The organism is Staphylococcus sp. HMSC65H10, assembly GCF_001839185.1.
Lineage (GTDB): Bacteria > Bacillota > Bacilli > Staphylococcales > Staphylococcaceae > Staphylococcus > Staphylococcus simulans.
Window position 1 is genome coordinate 66,450 of the sequence record NZ_KV840306.1, and the last position, 25,741, is coordinate 92,190.

A 25,741-nucleotide genomic window follows, 5' to 3' on the forward strand; every position below is an offset into this window, starting at 1 on the left:
TTCAAGACTTCTAAAATATAGTATAATAGAGAGAATGTAAAATAGAGTAAAGCGATGAATGAAAGGTGATGAAACATGGTTATTCAATGGTATCCAGGGCATATGGCGAAAGCTAAACGTGAAGTGTCCGAACAGTTAAAGAAAGTGGATGTGGTCTTTGAATTAGTAGACGCACGTATTCCTTACAGTTCAAGAAACCCGATGATTGATGAAGTGATTCAAAATAAACCACGCGTGGTTATTTTAAATAAAAAAGATATGGCGAATTTAAATGAAACAGCCAAATGGGAAGACTATTTCAGAAGTAAAGGTTATTTCCCAGTATCAGTAGATGCGAAGCATGGTAAAGGCTTGAAATCAGTAGAACAAGCGGCTGTACAAGCGACAAAAGAAAAATTCGAACGTGATAAAGCGAAAGGCTTAAAACCACGTGCAATTCGTGCCATGATTGTAGGTATTCCAAATGTAGGTAAATCTACGTTAATTAATAAACTTGCGAATAAAGCTATTGCGAAAACAGGTAATACACCAGGTGTAACGAAACAACAACAATGGATTAAAGTAGGTAAATCACTGCAATTATTAGATACACCAGGGATTTTATGGCCGAAGTTCGAAGATCAAATAGTTGGTAAGAAATTAAGTTTAACAGGTGCGATTAAAGATAGTATCGTACACTTAGATGACGTAGCCATTTTTGGTTTAGAGTTCTATAAAGCACACGCGCTTGAAGCATTACAAAAACATTATAATGTTGATTTAGATGCAGAAGCTGAAAATATTGAATGGTTTGATGCGATTGGACGTCGACGTGGTCTATTACAACGCGGCAATGAAGTGGATTATGAATCAGTCATTGAATTAATTATTAATGATATTAGAAATGCGAAACTTGGTACACAAAGTTTTGATATTTATAAAGAGATGGCAGATGAAATTAAATAATGGGACAGTCAATCAAAGCAATTAAAGAAGCGTTAAAAGATGTAAAAACTTTAGCTGAACTGGAAACACTTGAATGGCATCAAGATGAAAGAAAAGGTGTACAACAAGCTTTATTAAGTCGTAAAAGACAATTAGAAAAGGAAGCGGCACTTGTTGAACAATACCAAGAGATGTCGTTATATGAAAATGATATTTTAGCGCATGACAATAAGGCGATTATTTGCGGTATAGATGAAGTCGGCAGAGGACCTTTAGCTGGGCCAGTAGTCGCATGTGCTGTGGTATTAAATGAAGGGCATGCATATTATGGCTTAAATGATTCAAAGAAAGTTTCAGCTGCTAAACGTGCACAGCTGAAATCTGCGCTAGAAGCAGAAGCGACATATGCTTACGGAATTGCGACTCCAGAAGAAATCGATGATTTAAATATTTATCAAGCAACGCAAGTGGCGATGATACGTGCGATTGAAGCTTTATCTATCAAACCGACGCATTTATTGATTGATGCGATGGAATTACCGTTAGATATTGAACAAACTTCTATCATTAAAGGTGACGCAAAAAGTGTGTCCATAGCAGCAGCCAGTATCATGGCAAAAGAATACCGTGATGCTTATATGCGTGAACTCGCAAAACAGCATCCGGGATATGATTTTGAACATAATGTTGGTTATGGCACAAAAGCACATTTAGCAGGAATTGATAAATTAGGTGTGATTCCAGAACATCGTAAATCATTTGAACCAATTAAATCTCTTACAACAAAATAGTTTTAAAAATAAGGTTGGTGCAAATTGTAATATTTGTTTCCAACCTTGTGTAATATTCAGATTAATTTGGAAAAAGCTAGAATAGTTGCAATATCACACTTCACGAGGATTCGAGATAAAGTCTAAAAGTTAACAAAATTGACAAAAATAGCCGCTTTCAGTTTACAATAGCGCTTACATTTTCTATAATTAACAGTGTACTTAACCTAAGAAACAGGAGGATGGAGAATGAATATCCACGAGTATCAAGGAAAACAAATCTTTCGTTCAATGGGCGTTCCAGTTCCAGAAGGACGTGTAGCATTCACTGCTGAAGAAGCAGTAGACAAAGCTAAAGAATTAGACACTGATGTTTATGTTGTAAAAGCACAAATCCACGCTGGGGGTAGAGGTAAAGCTGGCGGTGTTAAAATCGCTAAGTCATTATCTGAAGTGGAAGCTTACGCTAATGAATTATTAGGTAAAACACTTGTAACTCACCAAACAGGTCCACAAGGTAAAGAAGTTAAACGTTTATACATTGAAGAGGGCTGCGATATTCAAAAAGAATATTATGTCGGATTCGTTATCGACCGTGCAACAGATCGTGTAACGTTAATGGCATCTGAAGAAGGCGGTACTGAAATTGAAGAAGTAGCGGCTAAAACGCCAGAAAAAATCTTCAAAGAAACAATCGATCCTGTTGTTGGTTTAGCACCATACCAAGCACGTCGTATTGCATTCAACATTAATATTCCAAAAGAATCAATCAACAAAGCGGCTAAATTCTTAATCGCTTTATACAATGTATTTATCGAAAAAGATGCATCAATCGTTGAAATCAACCCATTAGTTACAACTGGTGACGGTGATGTTTTAGCATTAGATGCGAAAATCAACTTTGACGATAACGCATTATTCAGACACAAAGACATTTTAGAATTACGTGATTTAGAAGAAGAAGATCCAAAAGAAATCGAAGCTTCTAAATATGATTTATCATACATCGCTTTAGATGGCGACATCGGCTGCATGGTTAACGGTGCAGGTTTAGCGATGGCTACAATGGATACAATCAATCATTTTGGCGGAAATCCGGCTAACTTCTTAGACGTAGGCGGCGGCGCTACGAAAGAAAAAGTTACTGAAGCATTCAAAATCATCTTAGGTGATGATCATGTTAAAGGTATCTTTGTTAATATCTTCGGCGGAATCATGCGTTGTGATGTTATCGCAGAAGGTATCGTAGCAGCAGTTAAAGAAGTCGACTTAACATTACCTTTAGTAGTTCGTCTTGAAGGTACAAATGTTGAAATCGGTAAACAAATCTTAAAAGATTCAGGTTTAGCAATTGAGCCAGCAGCAACTATGGCTGAAGGCGCTCAAAAAATTGTCAAACTTGTCAAAGAAGTCTAAGGAAAGGATGAGACACTAAGATGAGCGTATATGTAGATAAGAACACAAAAGTAATTGTACAAGGTATCACTGGGTCTACAGCCCTTTTCCATACGAAACAAATGCTTGAATATGGTACTCAAATCGTTGTTGGGGTAACTCCTGGTAAAGGTGGTCAAGTTGTTGAAGGTGTACCAGTATTCAACACTGTAGAAGAAGCGAAAAAAGAAACAGGTGCAAACGTATCAGTTATTTACGTACCAGCACCATTCGCAGCTGACGCAATTTTAGAATGTGCTGATGCTGAATTAGATTTAGCAATCTGTATTACAGAACACATTCCTGTATTAGACATGGTTAAAGTTAAACGTTACTTAGAAGATAAACACACTCGTTTAATCGGACCAAACTGCCCAGGTGTTATTTCACCAGATGATTGTAAAATCGGTATTATGCCTGGCTACATCCACAAAAAAGGCCACGTAGGTGTTGTATCTCGTTCAGGTACATTAACTTACGAAGCAGTGCATCAATTAACTGAAGAAGGCATTGGTCAAACTACAGCGGTAGGTATCGGTGGCGACCCAGTCAACGGTACAAACTTTATCGATGTATTAGATGCATTCAATAAAGACGAAGACACTAAAGCTGTCGTAATGATCGGTGAAATCGGCGGTACTGCTGAGGAAGAAGCGGCTGAATGGATTAGTAAAAATATGACAAAACCAGTTGTAGGATTCATTGGTGGTCAAACAGCACCTCCAGGAAAACGTATGGGTCACGCTGGTGCGATTATTTCTGGCGGTAAAGGTACTGCTAAAGAAAAAATCAAAACATTGAATGACAATGGTGTTAAAACTGCAGATACACCTTCTGAAATTGGTTCAACATTAATTGAAGCAGCTAAAGAAGCAGGTATCTATGAAGAGTTATTAACAGTTAAAAAAGACGCGTAATTCACTGCGTTTTATAAACCAGGCATGGATTTGTACTTAGATACAAGTCTGTGCCTTTTTTCATGTTAAAGTTGAGTATTCACATAGTCATTGAAACATAACTTGATTTTTCATATATAATAGTAGAAACTCTGAATAAGCTTTTTTATAGAAAAGTATTGTTTCCATTATATAAAAGGTCGTATAATAACGAAAAAACCACAAGAAAGCAGGTAAACGATTGAACCTCAAAGAATTAGATTTAGAACTCCTCAAATTACGCTACGCAGGTTACTCCACAAAGCAAATATACGCACTTTTATTCAGGTATCCAGACTATTTTGAACTAAATTTACCAGAAAGAATGACAAAACTTCGACAATTTTCACAAAATACTGCCTCTAAAACTATGCTTCTGCATTATCAAACATATTGTCAGATAGAGCCTAATGATATTTATCAATCGTTGGTCTCTCGAAACATCTACTTAATTTCCATTTTTCATCCTGATTATCCTCACTTACTTAAACACATTTATGCACCTCCATTATTATTATTTTGTAAAGGCAATAGAACTTGCTTAAAAGCACCTCACTATTTAAGTGTCGTCGGTTCTAGAGAAGCGACAAAGTATACACAAAATGCATTAGAATACCTCTTTACGAATGAAGCATTACATGATCTCGTTATCGTTTCAGGTTTAGCTAAAGGTGGAGATGCATTTGCACATGAAGCGGCTTTACACTATAATATGGCAACGATTGGCGTTTTAGCATTTGGTCATTATCATCATTATCCTAAAGAAACGCGTGCATTACGAAAACGAATAGAACAAACAGGTTTAACCCTCTCAGAATATATCCCCACAGATAGACCTGCCAGATATAAATTTCCGGAACGTAATCGTATCATTAGCGGTTTATCGCAAGGCGTACTGATTACTGAGTCTAGAGAAAGAAGCGGCGCACAAATCACAGTAGATTTAGCTTTAGAACAAGACAGAAATGTTTATGTGTTGCCAGGCAGCTTATTTCAAAAATTGACCATTGGAAATTTAAAACGCGCACAAGAAGGCGCGAAAATCGTTTTGAGTGCGCAAGATATTATGGAAGATTATGAAACATTAAATTGATTGAAAAAATGAAATAAAGACTTAAATGAAATGATGTCTGTTCATTTTCAGGTGAATTAAAATATTGACAAATGTAAAATAAACCGTTTATCATTTATCTTTGTAACAAGGAACATTTTATTGAAGCAGAGGGGGATCTACTTTGGCAGATAATTTAGTCATAGTTGAGTCGCCTGCAAAAGCTAAAACAATTGAAAAATATTTAGGGAAACGATATAAAGTTATCGCTTCAATGGGGCATGTCAGAGATTTGCCAAGAAGCCAAATGGGCGTTGATGTTGAAGATGATTTTGAACCCAAATATATTACGATTCGTGGTAAGGGACCAGTCGTTCAAGAGTTGAAGAGACATGCTAAAAAAGCAAAGAAAATCTTCCTAGCAAGTGACCCGGACCGTGAAGGTGAAGCAATTGCATGGCACTTAGCAAACATTTTGAAATTAGATGAACATGCGAAAAACCGAGTAGTATTTAACGAAATTACAAAAGATGCAGTTAAAGAAAGTTTTAAAACGCCGAGAAGTATTGAAATTAATTTAGTGGATGCACAACAAGCACGTCGTATTGTAGACAGATTAGTGGGCTATAACATTTCTCCGGTATTATGGAAAAAAGTTAAAAAAGGACTTTCAGCAGGACGTGTTCAATCTGTCGCATTACGTTTAGTCATTGATCGTGAAAATGAAATCCGTAACTTCAAACCAGAAGAATACTGGAAAATAGAAGGGAAATTCCGTTATAAAAAATCTACGTTTACAGCGAAATTCCTTCATTATAAAAACAAACCGTATAAACTACAAAAAAATGAAGACGTTAAATTCATTACAGACCAATTAAATGGTAATGAGTTTGAAGTGACTAAAGTCACACGTAAAGAGAAGAAACGTAATCCAGCAAATCCATTTACAACGTCTACTTTACAACAAGAAGCTTCAAGAAAATTGGGCTTCAAAACAAGAAAGACTATGATGGTTGCACAACAACTTTATGAAGGTATTGACCTTAAACGTCAAGGTACAGTTGGTTTGATTACGTATATGCGTACTGACTCTACACGTATCTCTGCAGATGCGAAAGCAGAAACAAAAGATTTTATCACTGAAAAGTACGGTAAAGAATATGTATCTCATCGTAAACAAACAGGTAAGCAAGGGGACCAAGATGCACACGAAGCTATTCGTCCTACAAAGACACTGCGTACACCTGACGAAATGAAATCATTCTTAACAAAAGACCAACACCGTTTATATAAATTGATTTGGGAACGTTTTGTCGCAAGTCAAATGGCACCTGCTGTAATTGACACAGTTGCGATGGATGTTGAACAAGGTGATATTAAGTTCCGTGCGAATGGTCAAGCTATCAAATTCAAAGGATTCATGACATTATACGTTGAATCTAAAGATGAAGAAGAAGAACAAAACAAACGCTTGCCGATTATTGATGAAGGTGAAACTGTAATCGCAACAGATATCGAACCTTCTCAACACTTCACACAACCACCTCCAAGATATACAGAGGCGCGTTTAGTTAAAACGTTAGAAGAATTGAAAATCGGTAGACCATCTACGTATGCGCCGACAATTGATACGATTCAAAAACGTAATTATGTGAAGTTAGAAAGTAAACGTTTCGTACCTACTGAATTAGGTGAAATTGTTTATGAGCAAGTCAAAGAATACTTCCCGGAAATCATCGATGTTGAATTTACAGTAAACATGGAAACATTGCTGGATAAAATCGCTGAAGGCGATGAAAACTGGCGTAATGTTGTCGGCAACTTCTACAATGGCTTCAAAGACGATGTAGAACGTGCTGAAAAAGAAATGGAAAAAATTGAAATCAAAGATGAGCCTGCTGGTGAAGATTGTGAAAAATGCGGTTCGCCAATGGTGATTAAAATGGGACGTTACGGCAAGTTTATGGCTTGTTCAAACTTCCCAGATTGCAGAAACACGAAAGCCATCGTTAAAGAAATCGGCGTGAAATGTCCGAAATGTAAGGATGGCGAAGTGGTAGAACGTAAATCGAAGAAAGGCAGAATCTTCTACGGCTGTTCAAACTATCCAGAATGTGACTTTATCTCATGGGATAAGCCAGTCGGCAGAGATTGTCCGAAATGTGATCATCATTTAGTTGTTCGTAAAAAAGGACGTTCTAGTCAAGTCGTATGTTCGAACTGTGATTATAAAGAAGAAGTACAAAAGTAAAGTAAGAGCTGAGAGGTTGGACACAAAAAGCACAACGCTGCTTGCGTCTCGCCTCTTTTCATCTGAATGAGGAGGATTTATTTATGACAGAGACAGTTAACGTGGTCGGTGCAGGTTTAGCTGGTTCAGAAGCTGCATACCAGCTTGCGCAACGAGGTATCAAAGTTAATTTGATTGAAATGCGTCCAGTAAAACAAACACCAGCCCACCATACAGATAAATTCGCGGAATTAGTTTGTTCGAACTCATTACGCGGCAACTCACTGACAAATGCGGTAGGTGTGTTAAAAGAAGAAATGCGTCGCTTAGATTCATTGATTATTAGAGCGGCTGATAATGCACGTGTGCCAGCTGGCGGTGCGTTAGCAGTAGATAGACATGACTTTGCAGGTTATATTACTGATACTTTGAAATCACATCCGAATATTACAGTTATCAATGAAGAAATTGAGAAAATCCCTGAAGGTTATACAATTATTGCGACAGGTCCATTAACGACAGAAGGGCTTGCGAAAGAAATTGTGGATATTACAGGTGAAGATCAACTTTACTTCTATGATGCGGCAGCACCGATTATCGAAAAAGATACGATTGATATGGATAAAGTCTACTTGAAGTCACGTTATGATAAAGGTGAAGCGGCTTACTTAAACTGTCCGATGACAGAAGAAGAGTTCGACCGTTTTTATGATGCGGTGTTGGAAGCGGAAGTTGCGCCGGTAAATGAATTTGAAAAAGAAAAATATTTCGAAGGCTGTATGCCATTTGAAGTAATGGCTGAGCGCGGACGTAAAACATTACTATTTGGGCCAATGAAACCTGTAGGATTAGAAGACCCTAAAACAGGTAAGCGTCCATTTGCGGTGGTTCAATTACGTCAAGATGACGCAGCAGGTACACTTTATAATATTGTCGGATTCCAGACACATTTAAAATGGGGTGCACAAAAAGAAGTTATCCGTTTAATCCCTGGTTTGGAAAATGTTGATATTGTACGTTATGGCGTTATGCACCGTAATACATTTATCAACTCACCTGATGTCTTAAGTGAAACATATCAACTTAAAGGACATGATCAAGTTTACTTTGCAGGTCAAATGACTGGTGTAGAAGGTTATGTGGAAAGTGCTGCCAGCGGTTTAGTGGCTGGTATCAATGCGGCGCATAAACTACAAGGCAAAGCAGAAGTGATTTTCCCGCGTGAAACAATGATCGGCAGTATGGCATATTATATTTCACATGCGAAGAATAATAAGAACTTCCAACCGATGAATGCAAACTTCGGTTTAGTGCCGTCACTTGAGAAAAGAATTAAAGATAAAAAAGAACGTTATGAGCAACAAGCGAATCGTGCTTTAACGTACTTAGAAAACTTTAAGCAAACATTGTGATAAATTATGAATATTTTGATAAAATAGATTTGTGTTTAGAAAACGTTTGCGGTTTCGAGACTTAAATCACTGCAGCTCCCTCTGTCTATATGCTACAATGCAAATGATGGAGGGGTTTTTATTGAATAAAATCCAAGATTCTTTTTTATACATGTTAAAGGTAGAACGCTTTTTTTCTAAACATACTTTGAAATCATATCACGACGATTTGATGCAGTTTAATTCTTTTTTAGAACAGGAGCATTTACAATTAAAATCTTTTGAATATAAGGATGCAAGAAATTATTTATCTTATTTATATTCAAAAGGCTTGAAAAGAACAACAGTTTCTCGTAAAATTTCAACGTTACGGTCTTTTTATGAATACTGGATGACGCAAGATGACACAGTAGTAAATCCTTTTGTTCAACTTGTGCATCCAAAGAAAGAGCAATATTTGCCTCATTTTTTCTATGAAGAAGAAATGAGTGCGTTATTTGAAACAGTTGAAGAAGATGAACATAAAGGCATGCGTGATCGTGTCATTTTAGAATTATTATATGGTACGGGCATTCGTGTTTCAGAATTAGTGAACATTAAGTTAGAGGATTTAGATTTAAATTCACCAGGTGTGAAAGTGCTTGGGAAAGGTAATAAAGAACGCTTTATTCCTTTTGGAAATATGTGCAGAGAGAGTATTGAACGTTATCTTTCAGAATTTCCTCCGCTCAAAAAAGCGTCTCATGATTATTTGCTTGTAAATATGAATGGGCGACCGATTACTGAACGGGGCGTTCGTTATGTGTTGAATGATATTGTGAAACGCACATCGGGCGTGACGGATATTCACCCGCATAAATTGAGACATACTTTTGCGACACATATGTTGAATGAAGGTGCGGATTTAAGAACAGTGCAATCTTTGCTTGGTCATGTCAATCTTTCAACGACAGGGCGATATACGCATGTTTCCAACCAACAATTGCGCAAAGTCTATTTAAATGCACATCCTCGAGCTAAAAAGGAGAAATAGGAATGAATAATTCAATTCATGCGACAACAATCTTTGCGGTCAGACAAAATGGTCATGCTGCAATGGCAGGCGACGGTCAAGTGACATTAGGACAACAAGTCATCATGAAACAAACAGCAAGAAAAGTTCGTAGACTGTATGATGGCAAAGTCTTAGCTGGCTTCGCTGGTAGTGTGGCAGATGCCTTTACACTTTTCGAAAAATTCGAAACTAAGTTACAAGAATTCAGTGGTAATTTAGAACGTGCTGCAGTTGAACTTGCACAAGAGTGGAGAGGCGATAAACAGCTGAGACAACTTGAAGCAATGCTGATTGTAATGGACAAAAACGCAATATTAGTCGTCAGCGGTACAGGTGAAGTAATCGCACCTGATGATGATTTAATTGCGATTGGTTCAGGCGGCAATTATGCTTTAAGTGCTGGACGTGCTTTAAAACGTCATACAGACATGTCAGCAAAAGACATGGCTTATGCAAGTTTGAAAGTCGCTTCAGAAATTTGTGTTTTCACAAATGACAACATTATTGTCGAAGAATTATAAGTACAACGAAAATTAAGACAACATTATTTTTCCAAAACATTGGAAGAGGTAAATTATATATTGGAGGTTGATCAACGAATGGATGCTAGCGCAATCAAACTTACCCCAAGAGACATTGTATCTCGTTTGAATGAATACATTGTCGGTCAAGATGACGCTAAGAAGAAAGTAGCCATTGCTTTGAGAAACAGATATCGCCGAAGTCAGTTGGACGAAGAATTAAAACAAGAAATCGTTCCGAAAAACATTTTGATGATTGGTCCAACTGGTGTGGGTAAAACTGAAATCGCAAGAAGAATGGCCAAAATCGTCGGCGCACCATTTATTAAAGTTGAAGCAACTAAGTTCACAGAGGTAGGCTATGTTGGACGTGATGTTGAAAGCATGGTACGTGACTTGGTTGATGTTGCTGTCAGACTTGTTAAAGAAGCTAGAAAAGAACAAGTTAAAGACGAAGCGATTAAAAAAGCGAATGAAAAATTGGTTAAATTGCTCGTACCGAGTATGAAGAAAAAAGCGAACCAAAATGCAGGTAATCCTTTTGAATCATTATTCGGCGGAATGATGCCGAACTTTGGCAACCAAGATGATGAAGATGAAGAACCGCCAACAGAAGACGTTAAAACAAAACGTTCTGAAATTCGCCGTCAATTATTAAATGGTGAATTAGAAGAAGAAAAAGTTCGTATCAAAGTTGAACAAGACCCAGGTGCAATGGGAATGTTAGGTACAAACCAAAACCAACAAGTTCAAGACATGATGAATCAATTGATGCCTAAGAAAAAAGTGGAGCGTGAAGTTCCAGTGAAAACTGCACGTAAAATTCTAGCTGATGATTATGCAGATGAATTAATCGATCATGAAACAGCAAACCAAGAAGCGCTAGAATTAGCAGAACAAATGGGCATTATCTTTATCGATGAAATTGATAAAGTAGCCAGCAATAATCATGCAGGCGGCCAAGACGTATCAAGACAAGGTGTACAACGTGACATCTTACCGATTGTCGAAGGCAGTGTCGTTCAAACGAAATATGGTAGTGTCAACACTGAACACATGCTCTTTATCGGAGCAGGTGCTTTCCATGTGTCAAAACCAAGTGATTTGATTCCTGAATTACAAGGACGTTTCCCAATTCGTGTTGAACTTGAAAGTTTATCAGTTGAAGATTTCGTGAATATTCTTAAAGAACCAAAACTTTCACTGATTAAACAATACGAAGCATTATTACAAACAGAAGAAGTAACGGTTAACTTCACAGACGAAGCGATTACGCGCTTAGCTGAAATTGCTTTCCAAGTTAACCAAGACACTGATAATATCGGTGCACGTCGACTTCATACGATTTTAGAAAAAATGCTGGAGGATCTTTCATACGAAGCACCTGGAATGCCGAATGCGGTGGTAGAGATAACAGCACAATATGTTGATGATAAATTGAAATCTATTTCTACAAACAAAGATTTAAGTGCATTTATCTTATAAACTTATAATTATAAATACAAAAGGAGAAGAAAAATGAGTTTACTTTCAAAAACAAGAGAATTGAATACACTGTTGCAAAAACATAAAGGAATTGCTGTAGATTTTAAAGACGTAGCGCGTAAAATTAGTGAGGTAACTGTAACTAATGTATTTATCGTTTCACGCAGAGGTAAAATCCTAGGAGCAAGCTTAAATGAATTGTTGAAAAACAGTCGAATCAATCAAATGTTGGAAGACCGCCATATTCCAAGTGAATATACTGAAAAATTAATGGACGTTAAACAAACAGAATCAAACATTGATATCGATGATGATTTATCTGTATTCCCTCCAGAAAACAGAGATGCGTTCATTGATAGTAAAACAACAATCTTCCCAGTATTAGGTGGCGGAGAACGTTTAGGTACTTTAGTACTTGGCCGTGTATCTGATGAGTTTAATGAAAACGACTTAGTACTAGGTGAATATGCAGCAACAGTATTAGGTATGGAAATCTTACGTGAAAAACACAGTGAAGTAGAACAAGAAGCACGTGATAAAGCAGCAATCAACATGGCGATTAATTCTTTATCATACTCAGAAAGAGAAGCAATCGAGCATATCTTTGAAGAGTTAGGCGGTAAAGAAGGATTATTAATTGCATCTAAAGTTGCTGACCGTGTCGGCATCACGCGTTCAGTTATCGTAAATGCATTACGTAAACTTGAAAGTGCTGGTGTTATCGAGTCACGTTCACTTGGTATGAAAGGTACTTTCATCAAAGTTAAAAAAGAACAATTCTTAGACGAATTAGAAAAAACAAAATAAGACGATAGAACGCTGACAACTTAAATTTTAAATATTGCTTTATTGACGGCAGTATGTTATATTTAATGACGGCTATAAAGCCGATAACACACATAAAGAGCTGAAATGTAATTGGTGCGATGTTATTGCGTCGTTATTACATGAGCTATTTATGGAGGAAAATAACCAAATTGGAGGATTTTAATCATGGCAGTAATTTCAATGAAACAATTGCTAGAAGCAGGTGTTCACTTCGGTCACCAAACACGCCGTTGGAACCCAAAAATGAAAAAATACATTTTCACTGAAAGAAATGGTATCTATATCATCGACTTACAAAAAACAGTGAAAAAAGTTGACGAAGCTTACAACTTCCTTAAACAAGTATCAGAAGATGGCGGTAAAGTCTTATTCGTAGGTACTAAAAAACAAGCTCAAGAATCAATCAAAAATGAAGCTGAGCGCGCTGGTCAATTCTACGTTAACCAAAGATGGTTAGGCGGAATCTTGACTAACTACAAAACAATCTCTAAACGAGTAAAACGTATTTCTGAAATTGAAAAAATGGAAGAAGACGGCTTATTCGAAGTATTACCTAAAAAAGAAGTAGTTGAAATCAAAAAAGAATACGACCGTTTAATCAAATTCTTAGGTGGTATTCGTGATATGAAATCAATGCCTCAAGCATTATTCGTAGTTGACCCTCGTAAAGAGCGCAACGCGATTGCTGAAGCACGTAAATTACACATCCCAATCGTAGGTATCGTTGATACTAACTGCGATCCAGATGAAATTGATTACGTAATTCCAGCAAACGATGATGCTATCCGTGCTGTTAAATTATTAACAGGCAAAATGGCTGATGCGATCTTAGAAGGACAACAAGGTGTTTCTAATGAAGAAGTAGCTGCTGAGCAAAACATCGACTTAAAAGAAGAAGATAAAGGCGAAGCAAAAGAAACTGAAGAAACTTCTGTTGAATCAAACTAAGAATAATTCAAAATGGGTGATAAGATATTGAGGCTTATCACCTTTTTTTAAAAATAATATGAATAAAAAGTAAAGCTTATATTGAGTATGTGATGCATACTTGATAAGCGTATAAAAAATAAAGAATAATCAGAGTTTACGCGTTTAACGCGAGACAAATAGAGTTATAATTAGAGAGAGAACTGATATACTATATTTGACTGATTATATTATGTTATATAAATGGAGGAAAATTGAATGGCACAAATTACAGCTAAATTAGTTAAAGAATTGCGCGAAAGAACTGGCGCAGGTATGATGGATTGTAAAAAAGCATTAGTAGAAACTGATGGCGATATCGAAAAAGCAATCGACTACCTACGTGAAAAAGGTATTGCGAAAGCTGCTAAAAAAGCAGATCGTATTGCTGCTGAAGGTATGACTTATGTTGGAGTTAACGGTAACGATGCTGTAATCGTTGAAATCAACTCTGAAACTGACTTCGTAGCACGTAACGAAGGCTTCCAAGAGCTAGTTAAAGAAATCGCTAACCAAATTCTTGAAACTAAACCAGAATCAGTTGACGCATTGTTAGAAACTAAATTATCAACAGGTGACACTGTTAGCGAACGTATCAACAAAGCAATCTCAACAATCGGTGAAAAATTAAGCTTACGTCGTTTCGCAGTTAGAACTAAAGGCGACAACGATGCATTCGGTGCATACGAACATATGGGTGGCCGTATCAGTGTATTAACAGTAGTTGAAGGTACAACTGACGAAGAAGCTGCTAAAGATGTTGCAATGCATATTGCTGCTATCAATCCTAAATATGTTTCTTCTGACCAAGTAAGCCAAGAAGAACTTGCACACGAAAAAGAAGTATTAAAACAACAAGCATTAAATGAAGGTAAACCAGAAAAAATCGTTGAAAAAATGGTTGAAGGCCGTTTACGCAAATATTTACAAGAAATTTGCGCAGTTGACCAAGACTTCGTTAAAAACCCTGATGTTACTGTTGAAGAATTCCTTAAATCAAAAGGCGGTAAATTAACTGACTTTGTACGCTATGAAGTAGGCGAAGGATTAGAAAAACGTGACGAAAACTTTGCTGACGAAGTTAAAGGACAAATGAAATAATAATCTATTAAAATGTTGAACAAGAAAGAAGACACCCTTGTATATCTATATAAATGCACACATTTGTATCGGACGTACCTCAATGTGTCTTCTTTACTTGTATCACATACATATTTTTACTATAGAGAGGATAAGAAAATGGCTGAAACTTCTAAATACAATCGCGTTGTCTTGAAATTGAGCGGAGAAGCACTAGCAGGAGAAAAAGGATTCGGAATTAATCCAATCATCATTAAAAGTGTTGCAAAACAAATTGCAGAAGTCGTAGAATTGGACTGTGAAATCGCAGTTATCGTTGGAGGCGGCAACATCTGGAGAGGTAAAACTGGCAGTGATTTAGGTATGGATCGCGGGACAGCTGACTATATGGGTATGTTAGCAACAGTTATGAATGCATTAGCACTCCAAGACAGTTTAGAACAACTTGACTGTGATACACGTGTTTTAACATCAATCGAAATGAAACAGGTCGCTGAACCTTATATTAGACGCCGTGCAATCAGACACCTAGAGAAAAAACGTGTTGTAATTTTTGCTGCGGGTATTGGCAACCCTTACTTCTCAACAGATACAACAGCTGCATTACGCGCAGCTGAAGTAGAAGCTGATGTAATTTTAATGGGTAAAAATAATGTTGACGGTGTTTACTCAGCTGATCCAAAAGTTGATAAAGACGCAGTTAAATATGAGCATTTGACATACATTCAAATGTTACAAGAGGGTCTTCAAGTCATGGACTCAACTGCCGCTTCATTCTGTATGGACAACAACATTCCGTTGAATGTGTTCTCTATTTCAGAAGAGGGTAATATTAAGCGTGCGGTATTAGGCGAAGAAATCGGAACAACTATAACTAAATAATTTTATAAATTTGAGGTGTAAGAAAGATGAGTGACATTTTAAGCGAAACGAAATCAAGAATGAAAAAATCTATCGAGAGTTTATCACGTGAATTTGCGACAGTTAACGCAGGTCGTGCAAACTCTAACTTATTAGCTAGTGTAAATGTTGATTACTATGGTGCACCAACACCTGTACAACAATTAGCAAGCATCAACGTACCTGAACCACGTTTATTAGTAGTATCACCTTACGACAAATCATCAATCTCTGAAATTGAGCGTGCAATCAACGCAGCAAACTTAGGTGTTAACCCTACAAGTGATGGTGAAGTGATTCGTATTACAGTACCTGCTTTAACTGAAGAACGTCGTAAAGAATTAGTAAAAGACGTTAAGAAAATGGCTGAAAATGCGAAAGTATCTGTTCGTAACATTCGTCGTGACAGCAATGATGAATTGAAAAAAGACGAAAAAAATGGGGATATCTCAGAAGATGAATTACGTTCAGCAACAGAACAAGTTCAAAAAATCACTGATGATTCTATTAAAGAAATTGAAAAAGTATTAGATGAAAAAGAAAAAGACATTATGGCTGTCTAATCATCTAAACAGATTTAAGCAAGACAGTGTTTAAATCACTTATTAAAACTGTACCAACTCAGACTTTGGTACAGTTTTTTAATTGTTCTATTCATTGCGTTTAACGAGTGTGATAAAATGATAGATAATTGCATGAATAATCTATTATAATGTAACAGAGATAGATTGAGCTCGGAGGATAGACCATGTTTAAAAAGCTAAGAAATAAGAATCGTTCTGAAACTGAAACGAACCATTCAGAATTAGATTTACATAACATACCCGAACATATAGCGATTATCATGGATGGTAATGGCCGTTGGGCGAAGAAACGTAAAATGCCAAGAATCAAAGGGCATTATGAGGGAATGCAAACCATTAAGAAAATCACAAGAGCAGCAAATGATATTGGTGTAAAGTATTTAACGCTCTACGCCTTTTCAACTGAAAATTGGTCCCGTCCTGAACAAGAGGTAAATTATATTATGAATTTACCAGTGAATTTCCTTAAGACTTTTTTACCTGAATTAATTGAAAAAGATGTCAAAGTTGAAACTATCGGATTTACAGATGATCTGCCGGCATCAACGTTAAAAGCAATTAATCACGCGAAAGAAAAGACAGCACATAATCAAGGACTTAAATTGATTTTTGCGATTAATTACGGTGGAAGAGCAGAAATCGTAGACAGTGTTCGTCGAATGTTTGATGATATGCAGAAACAAGGATATAATAGCGAGGATATCACTGAAAGTATGATGAATCAGTATTTAATGACAAGTCAGTATCCTGATCCTGAATTATTGATTCGCACATCTGGGGAACAACGTATCAGCAATTTCTTAATATGGCAGATTTCATATAGTGAATTTATATTTGACCAGAAATTGTGGCCTGATTTTGATGAACAAGAATTGTATGATTGTATTAAGATATATCAAAAAAGACAACGTCGCTTCGGCGGGCTATTATAATTTAAGGTAGGAATTTAATATGAGAGTAAGAACGGTCACGGCTATTATTGCCTTAATCATCTTTTTACCGATATTAATTATCGGTGGTCAAGTACTGATGTACTTTTCATTTTTACTAGCGTTTATCGCTTTAAAAGAATTACTAAATATGAATAAAATCCGTTTTATTTCTATACCAGGGATTATCAGTGCACTTGGGCTCGTCATTATTATGTTGCCGCAAGATTTAGGTTCATTAGTCCCTGCTATACAGTTGAAGGGACTTGTAATCATGAGTTTCGTGGTACTAAGTTATACGGTTATGTCTAAAAACCGTTTCAGCTTCATCGACGCAGCCTTCTGCTTAATGTCTGTTGCATATGTCGGCATCGGCTTCATGTACTTATATGAAACACGTGAAGCAGGACTTGCCTTCATTTTATATGCTTTCTTAGTCGTATGGACAACAGATACAGGCGCTTACTTATTTGGACGCAGTATCGGTAAACATAAATTGTGGCCGGTTATCAGTCCGAATAAAACGATTGAAGGTTTTATCGGCGGCGTGCTATGCAGCTTGTTGGTACCGATTATTATGCAGATGTTTATTGAATTCCCAGTCAACATTTTCGTTATGATGGTTGTAACGGTTGTATTAAGTATGTTCGGACAACTTGGCGACTTAGTTGAATCAGGATTCAAACGTCACTTTGGTGTGAAAGACTCAGGTAAAATATTACCAGGACATGGTGGTATTCTCGATCGCTTCGACAGCTTTATGTTCGTATTACCGCTATTAAATATTTTACTTTTACAAAACTAAAAATGTGAGGCATGCGGTTATGCAAACAAAGAAACAGCGTTTGCTTAAGGCATGCCTCATTTTTGTAACATCGTATATTTGTTGTATGTTCGCATGATTTTCATTAAAATGATTTTATAAAATGTTACCGTCACATGTATCTTGTTTAAGCAAGTTTTACATATTTGATGGACCAATTAATTAAATAGGAGTGGCCCAATTTTGCTAATAACTATACTATCTTTTATTATCGTATTCGGCGTATTAGTCTTCGTGCATGAGTTCGGTCACATGTTCTTCGCGAAGCGTGCAGGGATTATGTGTCCTGAATTTGCGATAGGCATGGGACCGAAAATATTCAGTTTCAGAAAGAATGAAACGTTATATACTATCCGTTTATTACCCGTCGGCGGTTATGTCCGTATGGCAGGGGACGGTTTAGAAGAGCCGCCTGTAGAACCAGGTATGTCAGTTAAGATTAAATTAAATGATCAAGATGAAATTACGCATATCTTGTTAGATGATCAACATAAATTCCAACAAGCAGAAGTCATTGAAGTGAAGAAAATTGACTTCAAAGATGAAATGTATTTAGAAGGTATTACCTCTTATGATGACGAACGCCATCGTTTTTATATTGCGAAAGAAGCATATTTTGTAGAAAATGGTTCGTTAATCCAAATTGCACCGCGTAATCGTCAATTGGTACACAAAACACCATGGCAAAAATTCTTAACATTGTTTGCAGGACCATTATTCAACTTCTTGCTTGCGATTGTGATTTTTATCGGATTAGCGTATTACCAAGGCACACCGAATAATGTGGTGAAACAAGTCGCGGATAATACACCAGCACAAGAAATCGGTTTGAAGCCTGGTGATAAAATTGAACAAATCGGTGATAAAAAAATTGAGAACTTTAAAGATATCACAAAAGCTTTAGAAGATAATAAAGGTCAAAAAGTTTCAATTCAATATGAGCGTGACGGTCACCAAAAATCAGCTGAATTCAAACCTAAAAAAGTCGTTGAGAAGTTAACCAAACTGACATCTCAAACACGCTATATCTTAGGTTTCCAACCTGATAAAGACCATAGCTCTCTGATTGCGCCGCTTACAACAGGTGTAGAGCAATTCTTCAAAGCAGGAACGATTATTTTCACAGCAATTGTGTCTATGATAGCGAGCATCTTTACAGGTGGATTTTCATTCGACATGTTGAATGGACCTGTCGGTATTTACCATAATGTTGATACTGTGGTGAAAACTGGTATCATTAACTTGATAGCATGGACAGCTATGTTAAGTGTGAACTTAGGTTTAATGAACCTATTACCAATTCCAGCATTAGACGGCGGAAGAATTCTGTTCGTTATTTATGAAGCGATTTTCAGAAAGCCCGTCAACAAAAAAGCGGAAGCCTACATTATTGGTGCAGGTGCTATATTTGTAGTAATTATTATGATATTAGTGACATGGAATGACATACAACGTTATTTCTTATAGGAAATGGAGGAGCTCAGTTTTATGAGACAGTCAAAAGTATTTATACCAACGTTAAGAGAGGTGCCAGCGGAAGCTGAAGCCTTAAGTCATCGATTACTGTTAAAAGCAGGATTGATTAAACAAAGTACAAGTGGAATTTATAGTTATTTACCGCTTGCGACACGTGTATTAAATAATATTACATCAATTATCAGAGAAGAAATGGAGAAAATTGATGCGGTAGAAATCTTAATGCCGGCATTACAACCTTCAGAATTATGGGAAGAATCAGGACGTTGGGAAGCTTATGGCAGTGAATTGATGCGTCTGACTGATCGTAATGGTCGTCAATTCGCGTTAGGACCAACACATGAAGAAGTCGTCACATCTTTAGTACGTGATGAATTGAAATCTTATAAGCAATTACCTTTAACACTATTCCAAATTCAATCTAAATTCAGAGATGAAAAGCGTCCACGTTTCGGTTTATTACGCGGTCGTGAATTCATTATGAAAGATGCGTATTCATTCCATGCGGATGAAGCGTCATTAGATGAGACATACAATGATATGTATGATGCATATGGCCGTATCTTTAAGCGTGCGGGTATTAACGCACGTCCAGTTGTCGCAGATTCAGGCGCAATCGGCGGCAGCCATACTCATGAATTTATGGCGTTAAGTGAAATCGGTGAAGATACAATTGTTTACAGTGAAAACAGCGACTACGCTGCTAATATTGAAAAAGCAGAAGTTGTGTATGAGCCAAAAGCACACGATGAAGCTTTACTGGAATTAGAAAAGGTTGAAACACCAAATGCGCATACAGCACAAGAAGTGGCAGATTTCTTAAATCGACCACTAGATCAAATTACGAAATCAATGGTATTCAAAGTGGATGGCGAATTTGTGATTGTCTTAGTGCGTGGCCATCATGAAGTGAATGACGTAAAATTAAAAGCTTACTTCGGTACAGACAATATTGAACTTGCGAGCCAAGATGAAATTATCAACTTAGTGGGTGCAAACCCAGGTTCAATCGGACCTATTCAAGAAAAAGGCATCAAAGTATATGCGGATAATTTCGTACAAGAAATCCCTAATATTGTCGTTGGTGCAAATGAAGACGGTTACCATTATGTGAATGCGAATCCAGAACGCGACTTTAACGTAGAAGCGTTCGGCGACTTCCGCTTCATCCTAGAAGGTGAACCGCTGAGCGATGGTTCAGGCGAAGCTAAATTCGCAGAAGGTATCGAAGTTGGACAAGTCTTCAAACTCGGCACAAAATACTCTGAATCTATGAATGCGACATTCTTAGATAACCAAGGTAAAGCACAACCATTAATCATGGGATGCTATGGTATCGGGGTTTCAAGAACATTAAGTGCGATTGTAGAACAAAACAATGATGACAATGGTATTATCTGGCCTAAATCAGTGACACCATTTGAAGTACACTTAATTACGATTAATCCTAAGAAAGATGACCAAAGAGAACTTGGTGATGAGTTATACCAAGCACTTCAAGCATCATTTGAAGTCTTATACGATGATCGTAAAGAACGTGCAGGTGTTAAATTCAACGATGCTGACTTAATCGGTTTACCAGTACGTGTTGTAGTTGGTAAACGTGCGGCAGAAGGTATTGTTGAAGTGAAACGTCGTGACAACGGAGAAAGCGAAGAAGTTGCGGCAGCAGATTTAGTGAATTACGTGAAAGATTTATACGAACAAATTTAATTTTATAAATCAACAAGCCGAAGTGCTCTGACTGCACTTCGGCTTTTTACATAGCGAAAAATTCAGTTTGCTCATTTTAAGTATTACTGGAAATTTGGTATAATATTTTAGAACTTCAGAACAGAGATGAAAATCAACCGCGTTGTCAAACGTGGTTCCATTTTTTCTATACTCAAAAGGGCATGCACCTTTTTAAATAAATTAAAATTCTCCCTAACCGTATGAACGATGTAATTAATGACTAAGGTGGTAATGGTCTTGGCAATGACAAATCAAGAAAAATTTAAAGTGTTAGCTGATCAGATTAAAATTGCGAATCAGCTCGAACCAGATATTATAGAAAACAGTGAATTAAACCGCATTGATGTCTCTCAAAAAGAGCGGACATGGTTATTTCAAATTACACTGCCTCGCTTTTTAACTTATGAAGACTACATGTTATTTACCCACGCTTTGATTGAAGAATTTAAAGAGATTGCGACTGTAGATTGGCATTTTGTTGTTCAAGATACAAGAAACCAAGATGAGTTTGCGATGAAATACTTCAACCATTGTATAGAACAGACGAGATTGTCACCCAAAGTAAAAGGACAATTAAGACAAAAACGTCTGATTACTTCAGGTAATGTCTTAAAAGTGATGGTTTCAAATGATATTGAACGTGATTATTTCCATAAAGCGTGTAACGGAAGCTTAGTCAAAGCATACCAACAATGCGGCTTTGACGTGAATAAGATTGTCTTTGAAACAGATACGTCTGAACATGATAATGATTTAGCTTCATTAGAAGCACATATTCAAGAAGAGGATCAACAAAGCGCAAGAGAAGCAACTGAAAAATTAGAACGTATGAAAGCTGAAAAAGCTAAGCAACAAGATAATAACGAAAGTGCTGTTGATAAATGTCAAATCGGTAAACCAATCCAAGTGGATAACGTCAGACCGATTGAATCTATTATTGAAGAAGAATTCAAAGTGGCGATTGAAGGCGTTATCTTTGATATGAATATCAAAGAACTAAAAAGTGGTCGTCACATCGTAGAATTAAAAGTAACAGATTACACAGACTCACTCGTACTAAAAATGTTTACACGTAAAAACAAAGACGATTTAGAACATTTCAAAGCGCTAAGTGTCGGTAAATGGGTACGTGCGCAAGGCCGTATTGAAGAAGATACTTTCGTACGTGATTTAGTCATGATGATGTCTGATATTGAAGAAATTAAGAAAACACCAAAACTAGATAAAGCAGAAGATAAGCGTGTGGAATTACATCTGCATACAGCGATGAGTCAAATGGACGGTATTAATCAAATCGGTGATTATGTGGCACAAGCTGCGAAATGGGGACATCCTGCCATCGCAGTAACGGACCATAATGTCGTTCAAGCTTATCCAGATGCGTTCAGTGCTGCTGAAAAGCATGGCATTAAAATGATTTACGGTATGGAAGGTATGCTGGTCGATGATGGTGTACCGATTGCTTACAATCCGACTGACCGTAATCTTAAAGACGCGACTTATGTGGTATTTGACGTTGAGACGACTGGTTTATCAAACCAATACGACAAAATTATCGAGTTAGCCGCTGTAAAAGTCCATGATGGCGAAATCATTGATAAGTTCGAACGTTTCAGTAATCCGCATGAGCGTTTATCTGAAACTATCAAGAATTTGACGCACATCTCAGATGAAATGTTAGTTGATGCTCCTGAAATTGATGATGTATTAACAGAATTCAAAGAATGGGTCGGAGATGCGATATTCGTAGCCCATAACGCATCCTTCGATATGGGCTTCATTGATACTGGCTATGAACGTGCAGGTTTAGGCCATTATACAAATGGTGTTATCGATACTTTAGAATTATCACGTACGATAAATACAGAATTTGGTAAACATGGTTTGAACTTCTTAGCCAAAAAATATGGTGTTGAACTGACACAACATCACCGTGCCATCTATGATACAGAAGCTACGGCTTATATCTTTATTAAAATGTTGAAACAAGTGGATGAACTCGGTGTTAAAAATCATCAAGATATCAACCAATCACTATCAAACGAAGATGCTTATAAACGTGCACGTCCAAGTCATGTGACGATTTTAGTTCAAAACCAAACAGGTTTAAAAAACTTATTCAAGATTGTCAGTGAATCCTTAGTGACGTATTACTATCGTACACCGAGAATTCCACGTTCATTATTAGATGAGTACCGTGAAGGTTTATTAATCGGTTCAGCATGTGATGAAGGTGAGGTCTTCACTGCGGTAATGCAGAAAGACCAATCTCAAGTTGAACATATTGCGAAATATTATGACTATATTGAAATACAACCGCCTGCGTTATACCAAGATTTAATCGATCGTGAATTGATTCGTGATAATGAAACTATGATTGAGATTTATCAGCGTTTGCTTGAAGCGGGTAAAGCAGTCAATGTGCCAGTGGTTGCGACAGGTAATGTGCATTACTTAAATGAACATGATGCAATTGCACGTAAAATCTTAATCGCGTCTCAACCAGGTAACCCATTAAATCGTTCTACGTTACCAGAAGCACATTTCAGAACGACAGATGAAATGTTAGATGCATTCCATTTCTTAGGTGAAGAGAAAGCGAAAGAAATTGTCGTGGATAATACACAAGCACTAGCTGATCGTATTGAACGTGTTGTACCGATTAAAGATAAATTGTATACACCTAATATGGATGGTGCGAATGAAGAAATTCGTGAAATGAGTTATGCGAATGCGCGTAAATTATATGGTGATGATTTACCACAAATTGTTATTGATCGTCTTGAAAAAGAATTAGAAAGTATTATTGGTAACGGATTCGCTGTTATCTACTTGATTTCACAACGTTTGGTTAAGAAATCACTCAACGATGGTTACTTAGTAGGTTCACGTGGTTCTGTCGGCTCAAGCTTCGTTGCGACAATGACTGAAATTACCGAAGTGAATCCATTGCCGCCGCACTACATTTGTCCAAAATGTAAGAAGAGCGAGTTCTTTAATGACGGTTCCGTCGGCTCTGGTTTCGACTTGCCAGATAAGACATGTGAATGCGGTGCTGAAATGATTAAAGAAGGCCAAGATATTCCTTTCGAAACATTCTTAGGCTTCAAAGGTGACAAAGTACCAGATATTGACTTGAACTTCAGTGGTGAATATCAACCTGAAGCACATAACTACACGAAAGTCTTATTCGGTGAAGATAAAGTATTCCGTGCCGGAACTATCGGTACAGTCGCAGAGAAAACTGCATTCGGTTATGTCAAAGGTTATTTAAATGACCAAGGTATTCATAAACGTGGTGCTGAAATTGACCGTTTAGTTAAAGGTTGTACTGGTGTTAAACGTACAACAGGCCAACACCCTGGCGGCATCATTGTAGTACCTGATGATATGGATATTTATGACTTTACGCCGATTCAATATCCAGCGGATGACCAATCATCAGCTTGGATGACAACGCACTTCGACTTCCACTCCATTCATGATAACGTCTTGAAACTAGATATTCTTGGACACGATGATCCGACGATGATTCGTATGCTTCAAGATTTATCAGGTATTGATCCGAAAACAGTGCCGGTCGATGACAAAGAAACAATGCGTATTTTCAGTACACCAGAATCTTTAGGTGTTACAGAAGAAGATATTTTATGTAAGACAGGGACGTTCGGTGTACCAGAATTCGGTACAGCGTTCGTTCGTCAAATGTTAGAAGATACGAAACCGACAACATTCTCTGAACTCGTTCAGATCTCTGGATTATCCCATGGTACAGACGTATGGTTAGGCAATGCCCAAGAATTAGTACGTTCAGGTACATGTGATCTATCTGGAGTTATCGGTTGTCGTGACGATATCATGGTGTATTTAATGTATGCCGGATTAGAACCATCATTAGCCTTCAAAATTATGGAGGCAGTACGTAAAGGTAAAGGCCTGCAAGAAGAATGGGAAGAAATTATGAAAGAGAATAATGTACCGGATTGGTATTTAGACTCATGTAAGAAAATCAAGTACATGTTCCCGAAAGCCCATGCGGCAGCTTACGTATTAATGGCGGTACGTATCGCTTACTTCAAAGTGCATTATCCGTTATATTATTATGCGTCTTACTTTACTGTTCGTGCATCAGACTTTGACTTATTAACCATGATCAAAGATAAAGAAGGTATTAAAGCGGCAGTGAAAGATATGTATTCTAAATACATGGAACTTGGCAAGAAAGAAAAAGACGTTTTAACTGTGCTTGAAATCATGAACGAAATGGCGCATCGCGGTTTCCGTATGCAGCCGATCAGTTTAGAAAAGAGTCAGGCATTTGAATTTATTATTGAAGGCGATACATTGATTCCACCGTTTATTGCGGTGCCAGGTCTAGGTGAAAACGTAGCGAAACGTATTGTTGAAGCGCGTAATGAAGGACCGTTCTTATCTAAAGAAGACTTGAATAAGAAAGCGGGTCTTTCTCAAAAAGTCATTGAGTATTTAGATGATTTAGGTTCATTACCTGGTTTACCTGACAAAGCACAATTATCAATTTTTGATATGTAATGCTTAAAAAGTGTCAACTGTGCTACAATTGGCATTTAAAGATGTACTGTGTTATAATCATAGTGCGTAAAAAAT

Annotated in this window: 20 protein-coding genes; all 20 read left to right on the forward strand. The window is 37.1% G+C overall.

Annotated elements, in window-relative coordinates; translation table 11 throughout:
- The first annotated feature begins 75 nt into the window (after positions 1–75).
- The 20 genes from ylqF to HMPREF3270_RS00765 all read left to right on the forward strand — a co-directional run bounded on the left by ylqF (position 76) and on the right by HMPREF3270_RS00765 (position 25,666).
- On the forward strand, positions 76–945 hold the full coding sequence (gene ylqF, locus HMPREF3270_RS00670; protein ID WP_023015701.1) for a ribosome biogenesis GTPase YlqF: 870 nt from the start codon (positions 76–78) through the stop codon (positions 943–945).
- Positions 945–1,715, forward strand: coding sequence for a ribonuclease HII (locus HMPREF3270_RS00675; protein ID WP_070847634.1), 771 nt, complete (start codon positions 945–947; stop codon positions 1,713–1,715). Before ylqF ends, HMPREF3270_RS00675 begins: the two co-directional genes overlap by 1 nt.
- 228 nt (positions 1,716–1,943) lie before the next feature.
- On the forward strand, positions 1,944–3,110 hold the full coding sequence (gene sucC / locus HMPREF3270_RS00680; protein WP_002480685.1) for an ADP-forming succinate--CoA ligase subunit beta: 1,167 nt from the start codon (positions 1,944–1,946) through the stop codon (positions 3,108–3,110).
- A 20-nt stretch (positions 3,111–3,130) separates the two neighbouring features.
- The gene (gene sucD, locus HMPREF3270_RS00685) at positions 3,131–4,045 is read left to right on the forward strand and encodes a succinate--CoA ligase subunit alpha (protein WP_070847631.1); all 915 of its coding nucleotides are present in this window, start codon (positions 3,131–3,133) and stop codon (positions 4,043–4,045) included.
- A gap of 220 nt (positions 4,046–4,265) precedes the next feature.
- Entirely contained in the window at positions 4,266–5,156 is an 891-nt protein-coding gene (dprA, locus tag HMPREF3270_RS00690) for a DNA-processing protein DprA (RefSeq protein ID WP_070847628.1), read from the forward strand.
- Positions 5,157–5,298: 142 nt separating this feature from the next.
- Positions 5,299–7,365, forward strand: a complete 2,067-nt coding sequence (gene topA, locus HMPREF3270_RS00695; RefSeq protein WP_023015697.1) for a type I DNA topoisomerase — start codon at positions 5,299–5,301, stop codon at positions 7,363–7,365.
- 83 nt (positions 7,366–7,448) lie between these two features.
- Complete coding sequence (gene trmFO, locus HMPREF3270_RS00700) at positions 7,449–8,756, forward strand: FADH(2)-oxidizing methylenetetrahydrofolate--tRNA-(uracil(54)-C(5))-methyltransferase TrmFO (protein WP_070867143.1); 1,308 nt, start codon at positions 7,449–7,451, stop codon at positions 8,754–8,756.
- A 121-nt stretch (positions 8,757–8,877) separates the two neighbouring features.
- The gene (gene xerC, locus HMPREF3270_RS00705) at positions 8,878–9,768 is read left to right on the forward strand and encodes a tyrosine recombinase XerC (RefSeq protein WP_002480690.1); all 891 of its coding nucleotides are present in this window, start codon (positions 8,878–8,880) and stop codon (positions 9,766–9,768) included.
- Between the two features lie 2 nt (positions 9,769–9,770).
- Complete coding sequence (gene hslV, locus HMPREF3270_RS00710) at positions 9,771–10,310, forward strand: ATP-dependent protease subunit HslV (RefSeq protein ID WP_023015696.1); 540 nt, start codon at positions 9,771–9,773, stop codon at positions 10,308–10,310.
- A 78-nt stretch (positions 10,311–10,388) separates the two neighbouring features.
- On the forward strand, positions 10,389–11,795 hold the full coding sequence (hslU, locus tag HMPREF3270_RS00715; protein WP_002480692.1) for an ATP-dependent protease ATPase subunit HslU: 1,407 nt from the start codon (positions 10,389–10,391) through the stop codon (positions 11,793–11,795).
- 33 nt (positions 11,796–11,828) lie between these two features.
- Positions 11,829–12,602, forward strand: a complete 774-nt coding sequence (codY, locus tag HMPREF3270_RS00720) for a GTP-sensing pleiotropic transcriptional regulator CodY (RefSeq protein ID WP_002480693.1) — start codon at positions 11,829–11,831, stop codon at positions 12,600–12,602.
- Between the two features lie 186 nt (positions 12,603–12,788).
- Positions 12,789–13,571, forward strand: coding sequence for a 30S ribosomal protein S2 (gene rpsB / locus HMPREF3270_RS00725; RefSeq protein WP_002480694.1), 783 nt, complete (start codon positions 12,789–12,791; stop codon positions 13,569–13,571).
- Between the two features lie 237 nt (positions 13,572–13,808).
- A complete protein-coding gene (tsf, locus tag HMPREF3270_RS00730) occupies positions 13,809–14,690 on the forward strand; it encodes a translation elongation factor Ts (protein ID WP_002480695.1) in 882 nt (293 codons plus the stop codon).
- 138 nt (positions 14,691–14,828) lie between these two features.
- Positions 14,829–15,551 carry a UMP kinase gene (pyrH, locus tag HMPREF3270_RS00735; RefSeq protein WP_002480696.1) on the forward strand — a complete coding sequence of 241 codons (723 nt, stop codon included), beginning with the start codon at positions 14,829–14,831 and terminating at the stop codon, positions 15,549–15,551.
- A gap of 26 nt (positions 15,552–15,577) precedes the next feature.
- Positions 15,578–16,132, forward strand: a complete 555-nt coding sequence (gene frr, locus HMPREF3270_RS00740) for a ribosome recycling factor (protein WP_023015695.1) — start codon at positions 15,578–15,580, stop codon at positions 16,130–16,132.
- A gap of 185 nt (positions 16,133–16,317) precedes the next feature.
- Entirely contained in the window at positions 16,318–17,085 is a 768-nt protein-coding gene (locus HMPREF3270_RS00745) for an isoprenyl transferase (RefSeq protein WP_002480698.1), read from the forward strand.
- A gap of 19 nt (positions 17,086–17,104) precedes the next feature.
- Positions 17,105–17,887, forward strand: a complete 783-nt coding sequence (locus HMPREF3270_RS00750; RefSeq protein WP_002480699.1) for a phosphatidate cytidylyltransferase — start codon at positions 17,105–17,107, stop codon at positions 17,885–17,887.
- Between the two features lie 201 nt (positions 17,888–18,088).
- The gene (rseP, locus tag HMPREF3270_RS00755; RefSeq protein WP_070847625.1) at positions 18,089–19,372 is read left to right on the forward strand and encodes an RIP metalloprotease RseP; all 1,284 of its coding nucleotides are present in this window, start codon (positions 18,089–18,091) and stop codon (positions 19,370–19,372) included.
- 21 nt (positions 19,373–19,393) lie between these two features.
- Positions 19,394–21,094, forward strand: a complete 1,701-nt coding sequence (locus HMPREF3270_RS00760) for a proline--tRNA ligase (protein WP_002480701.1) — start codon at positions 19,394–19,396, stop codon at positions 21,092–21,094.
- A 264-nt stretch (positions 21,095–21,358) separates the two neighbouring features.
- On the forward strand, positions 21,359–25,666 hold the full coding sequence (locus HMPREF3270_RS00765) for a PolC-type DNA polymerase III (RefSeq protein WP_141763112.1): 4,308 nt from the start codon (positions 21,359–21,361) through the stop codon (positions 25,664–25,666).
- The last annotated feature ends 75 nt before the right edge of the window (positions 25,667–25,741 follow it).

Bases quoted from the DNA above. Each gene is read 5' to 3' on its own strand.
- HMPREF3270_RS00675 (WP_070847634.1), top strand. From the start codon at position 945: ATGGGACAGTCAATCAAAGCAATTAAAGAAGCGTTAAAAGATGTAAAA.
- trmFO (WP_070867143.1), top strand. From the start codon at position 7,449: ATGACAGAGACAGTTAACGTGGTCGGTGCAGGTTTAGCTGGTTCAGAA.
- hslV (WP_023015696.1), top strand. From the start codon at position 9,771: ATGAATAATTCAATTCATGCGACAACAATCTTTGCGGTCAGACAAAAT.
- pyrH (WP_002480696.1), top strand. From the start codon at position 14,829: ATGGCTGAAACTTCTAAATACAATCGCGTTGTCTTGAAATTGAGCGGA.
- HMPREF3270_RS00765 (WP_141763112.1), top strand. From the start codon at position 21,359: ATGACAAATCAAGAAAAATTTAAAGTGTTAGCTGATCAGATTAAAATT.
- HMPREF3270_RS00760 (WP_002480701.1), top strand. From the start codon at position 19,394: ATGAGACAGTCAAAAGTATTTATACCAACGTTAAGAGAGGTGCCAGCG.
- sucC (WP_002480685.1), top strand. From the start codon at position 1,944: ATGAATATCCACGAGTATCAAGGAAAACAAATCTTTCGTTCAATGGGC.
- hslU (WP_002480692.1), top strand. From the start codon at position 10,389: ATGGATGCTAGCGCAATCAAACTTACCCCAAGAGACATTGTATCTCGT.
- sucD (WP_070847631.1), top strand. From the start codon at position 3,131: ATGAGCGTATATGTAGATAAGAACACAAAAGTAATTGTACAAGGTATC.
- frr (WP_023015695.1), top strand. From the start codon at position 15,578: ATGAGTGACATTTTAAGCGAAACGAAATCAAGAATGAAAAAATCTATC.
- HMPREF3270_RS00750 (WP_002480699.1), top strand. From the start codon at position 17,105: ATGAGAGTAAGAACGGTCACGGCTATTATTGCCTTAATCATCTTTTTA.
- tsf (WP_002480695.1), top strand. From the start codon at position 13,809: ATGGCACAAATTACAGCTAAATTAGTTAAAGAATTGCGCGAAAGAACT.
- HMPREF3270_RS00745 (WP_002480698.1), top strand. From the start codon at position 16,318: ATGTTTAAAAAGCTAAGAAATAAGAATCGTTCTGAAACTGAAACGAAC.
- ylqF (WP_023015701.1), top strand. From the start codon at position 76: ATGGTTATTCAATGGTATCCAGGGCATATGGCGAAAGCTAAACGTGAA.
- rpsB (WP_002480694.1), top strand. From the start codon at position 12,789: ATGGCAGTAATTTCAATGAAACAATTGCTAGAAGCAGGTGTTCACTTC.
- codY (WP_002480693.1), top strand. From the start codon at position 11,829: ATGAGTTTACTTTCAAAAACAAGAGAATTGAATACACTGTTGCAAAAA.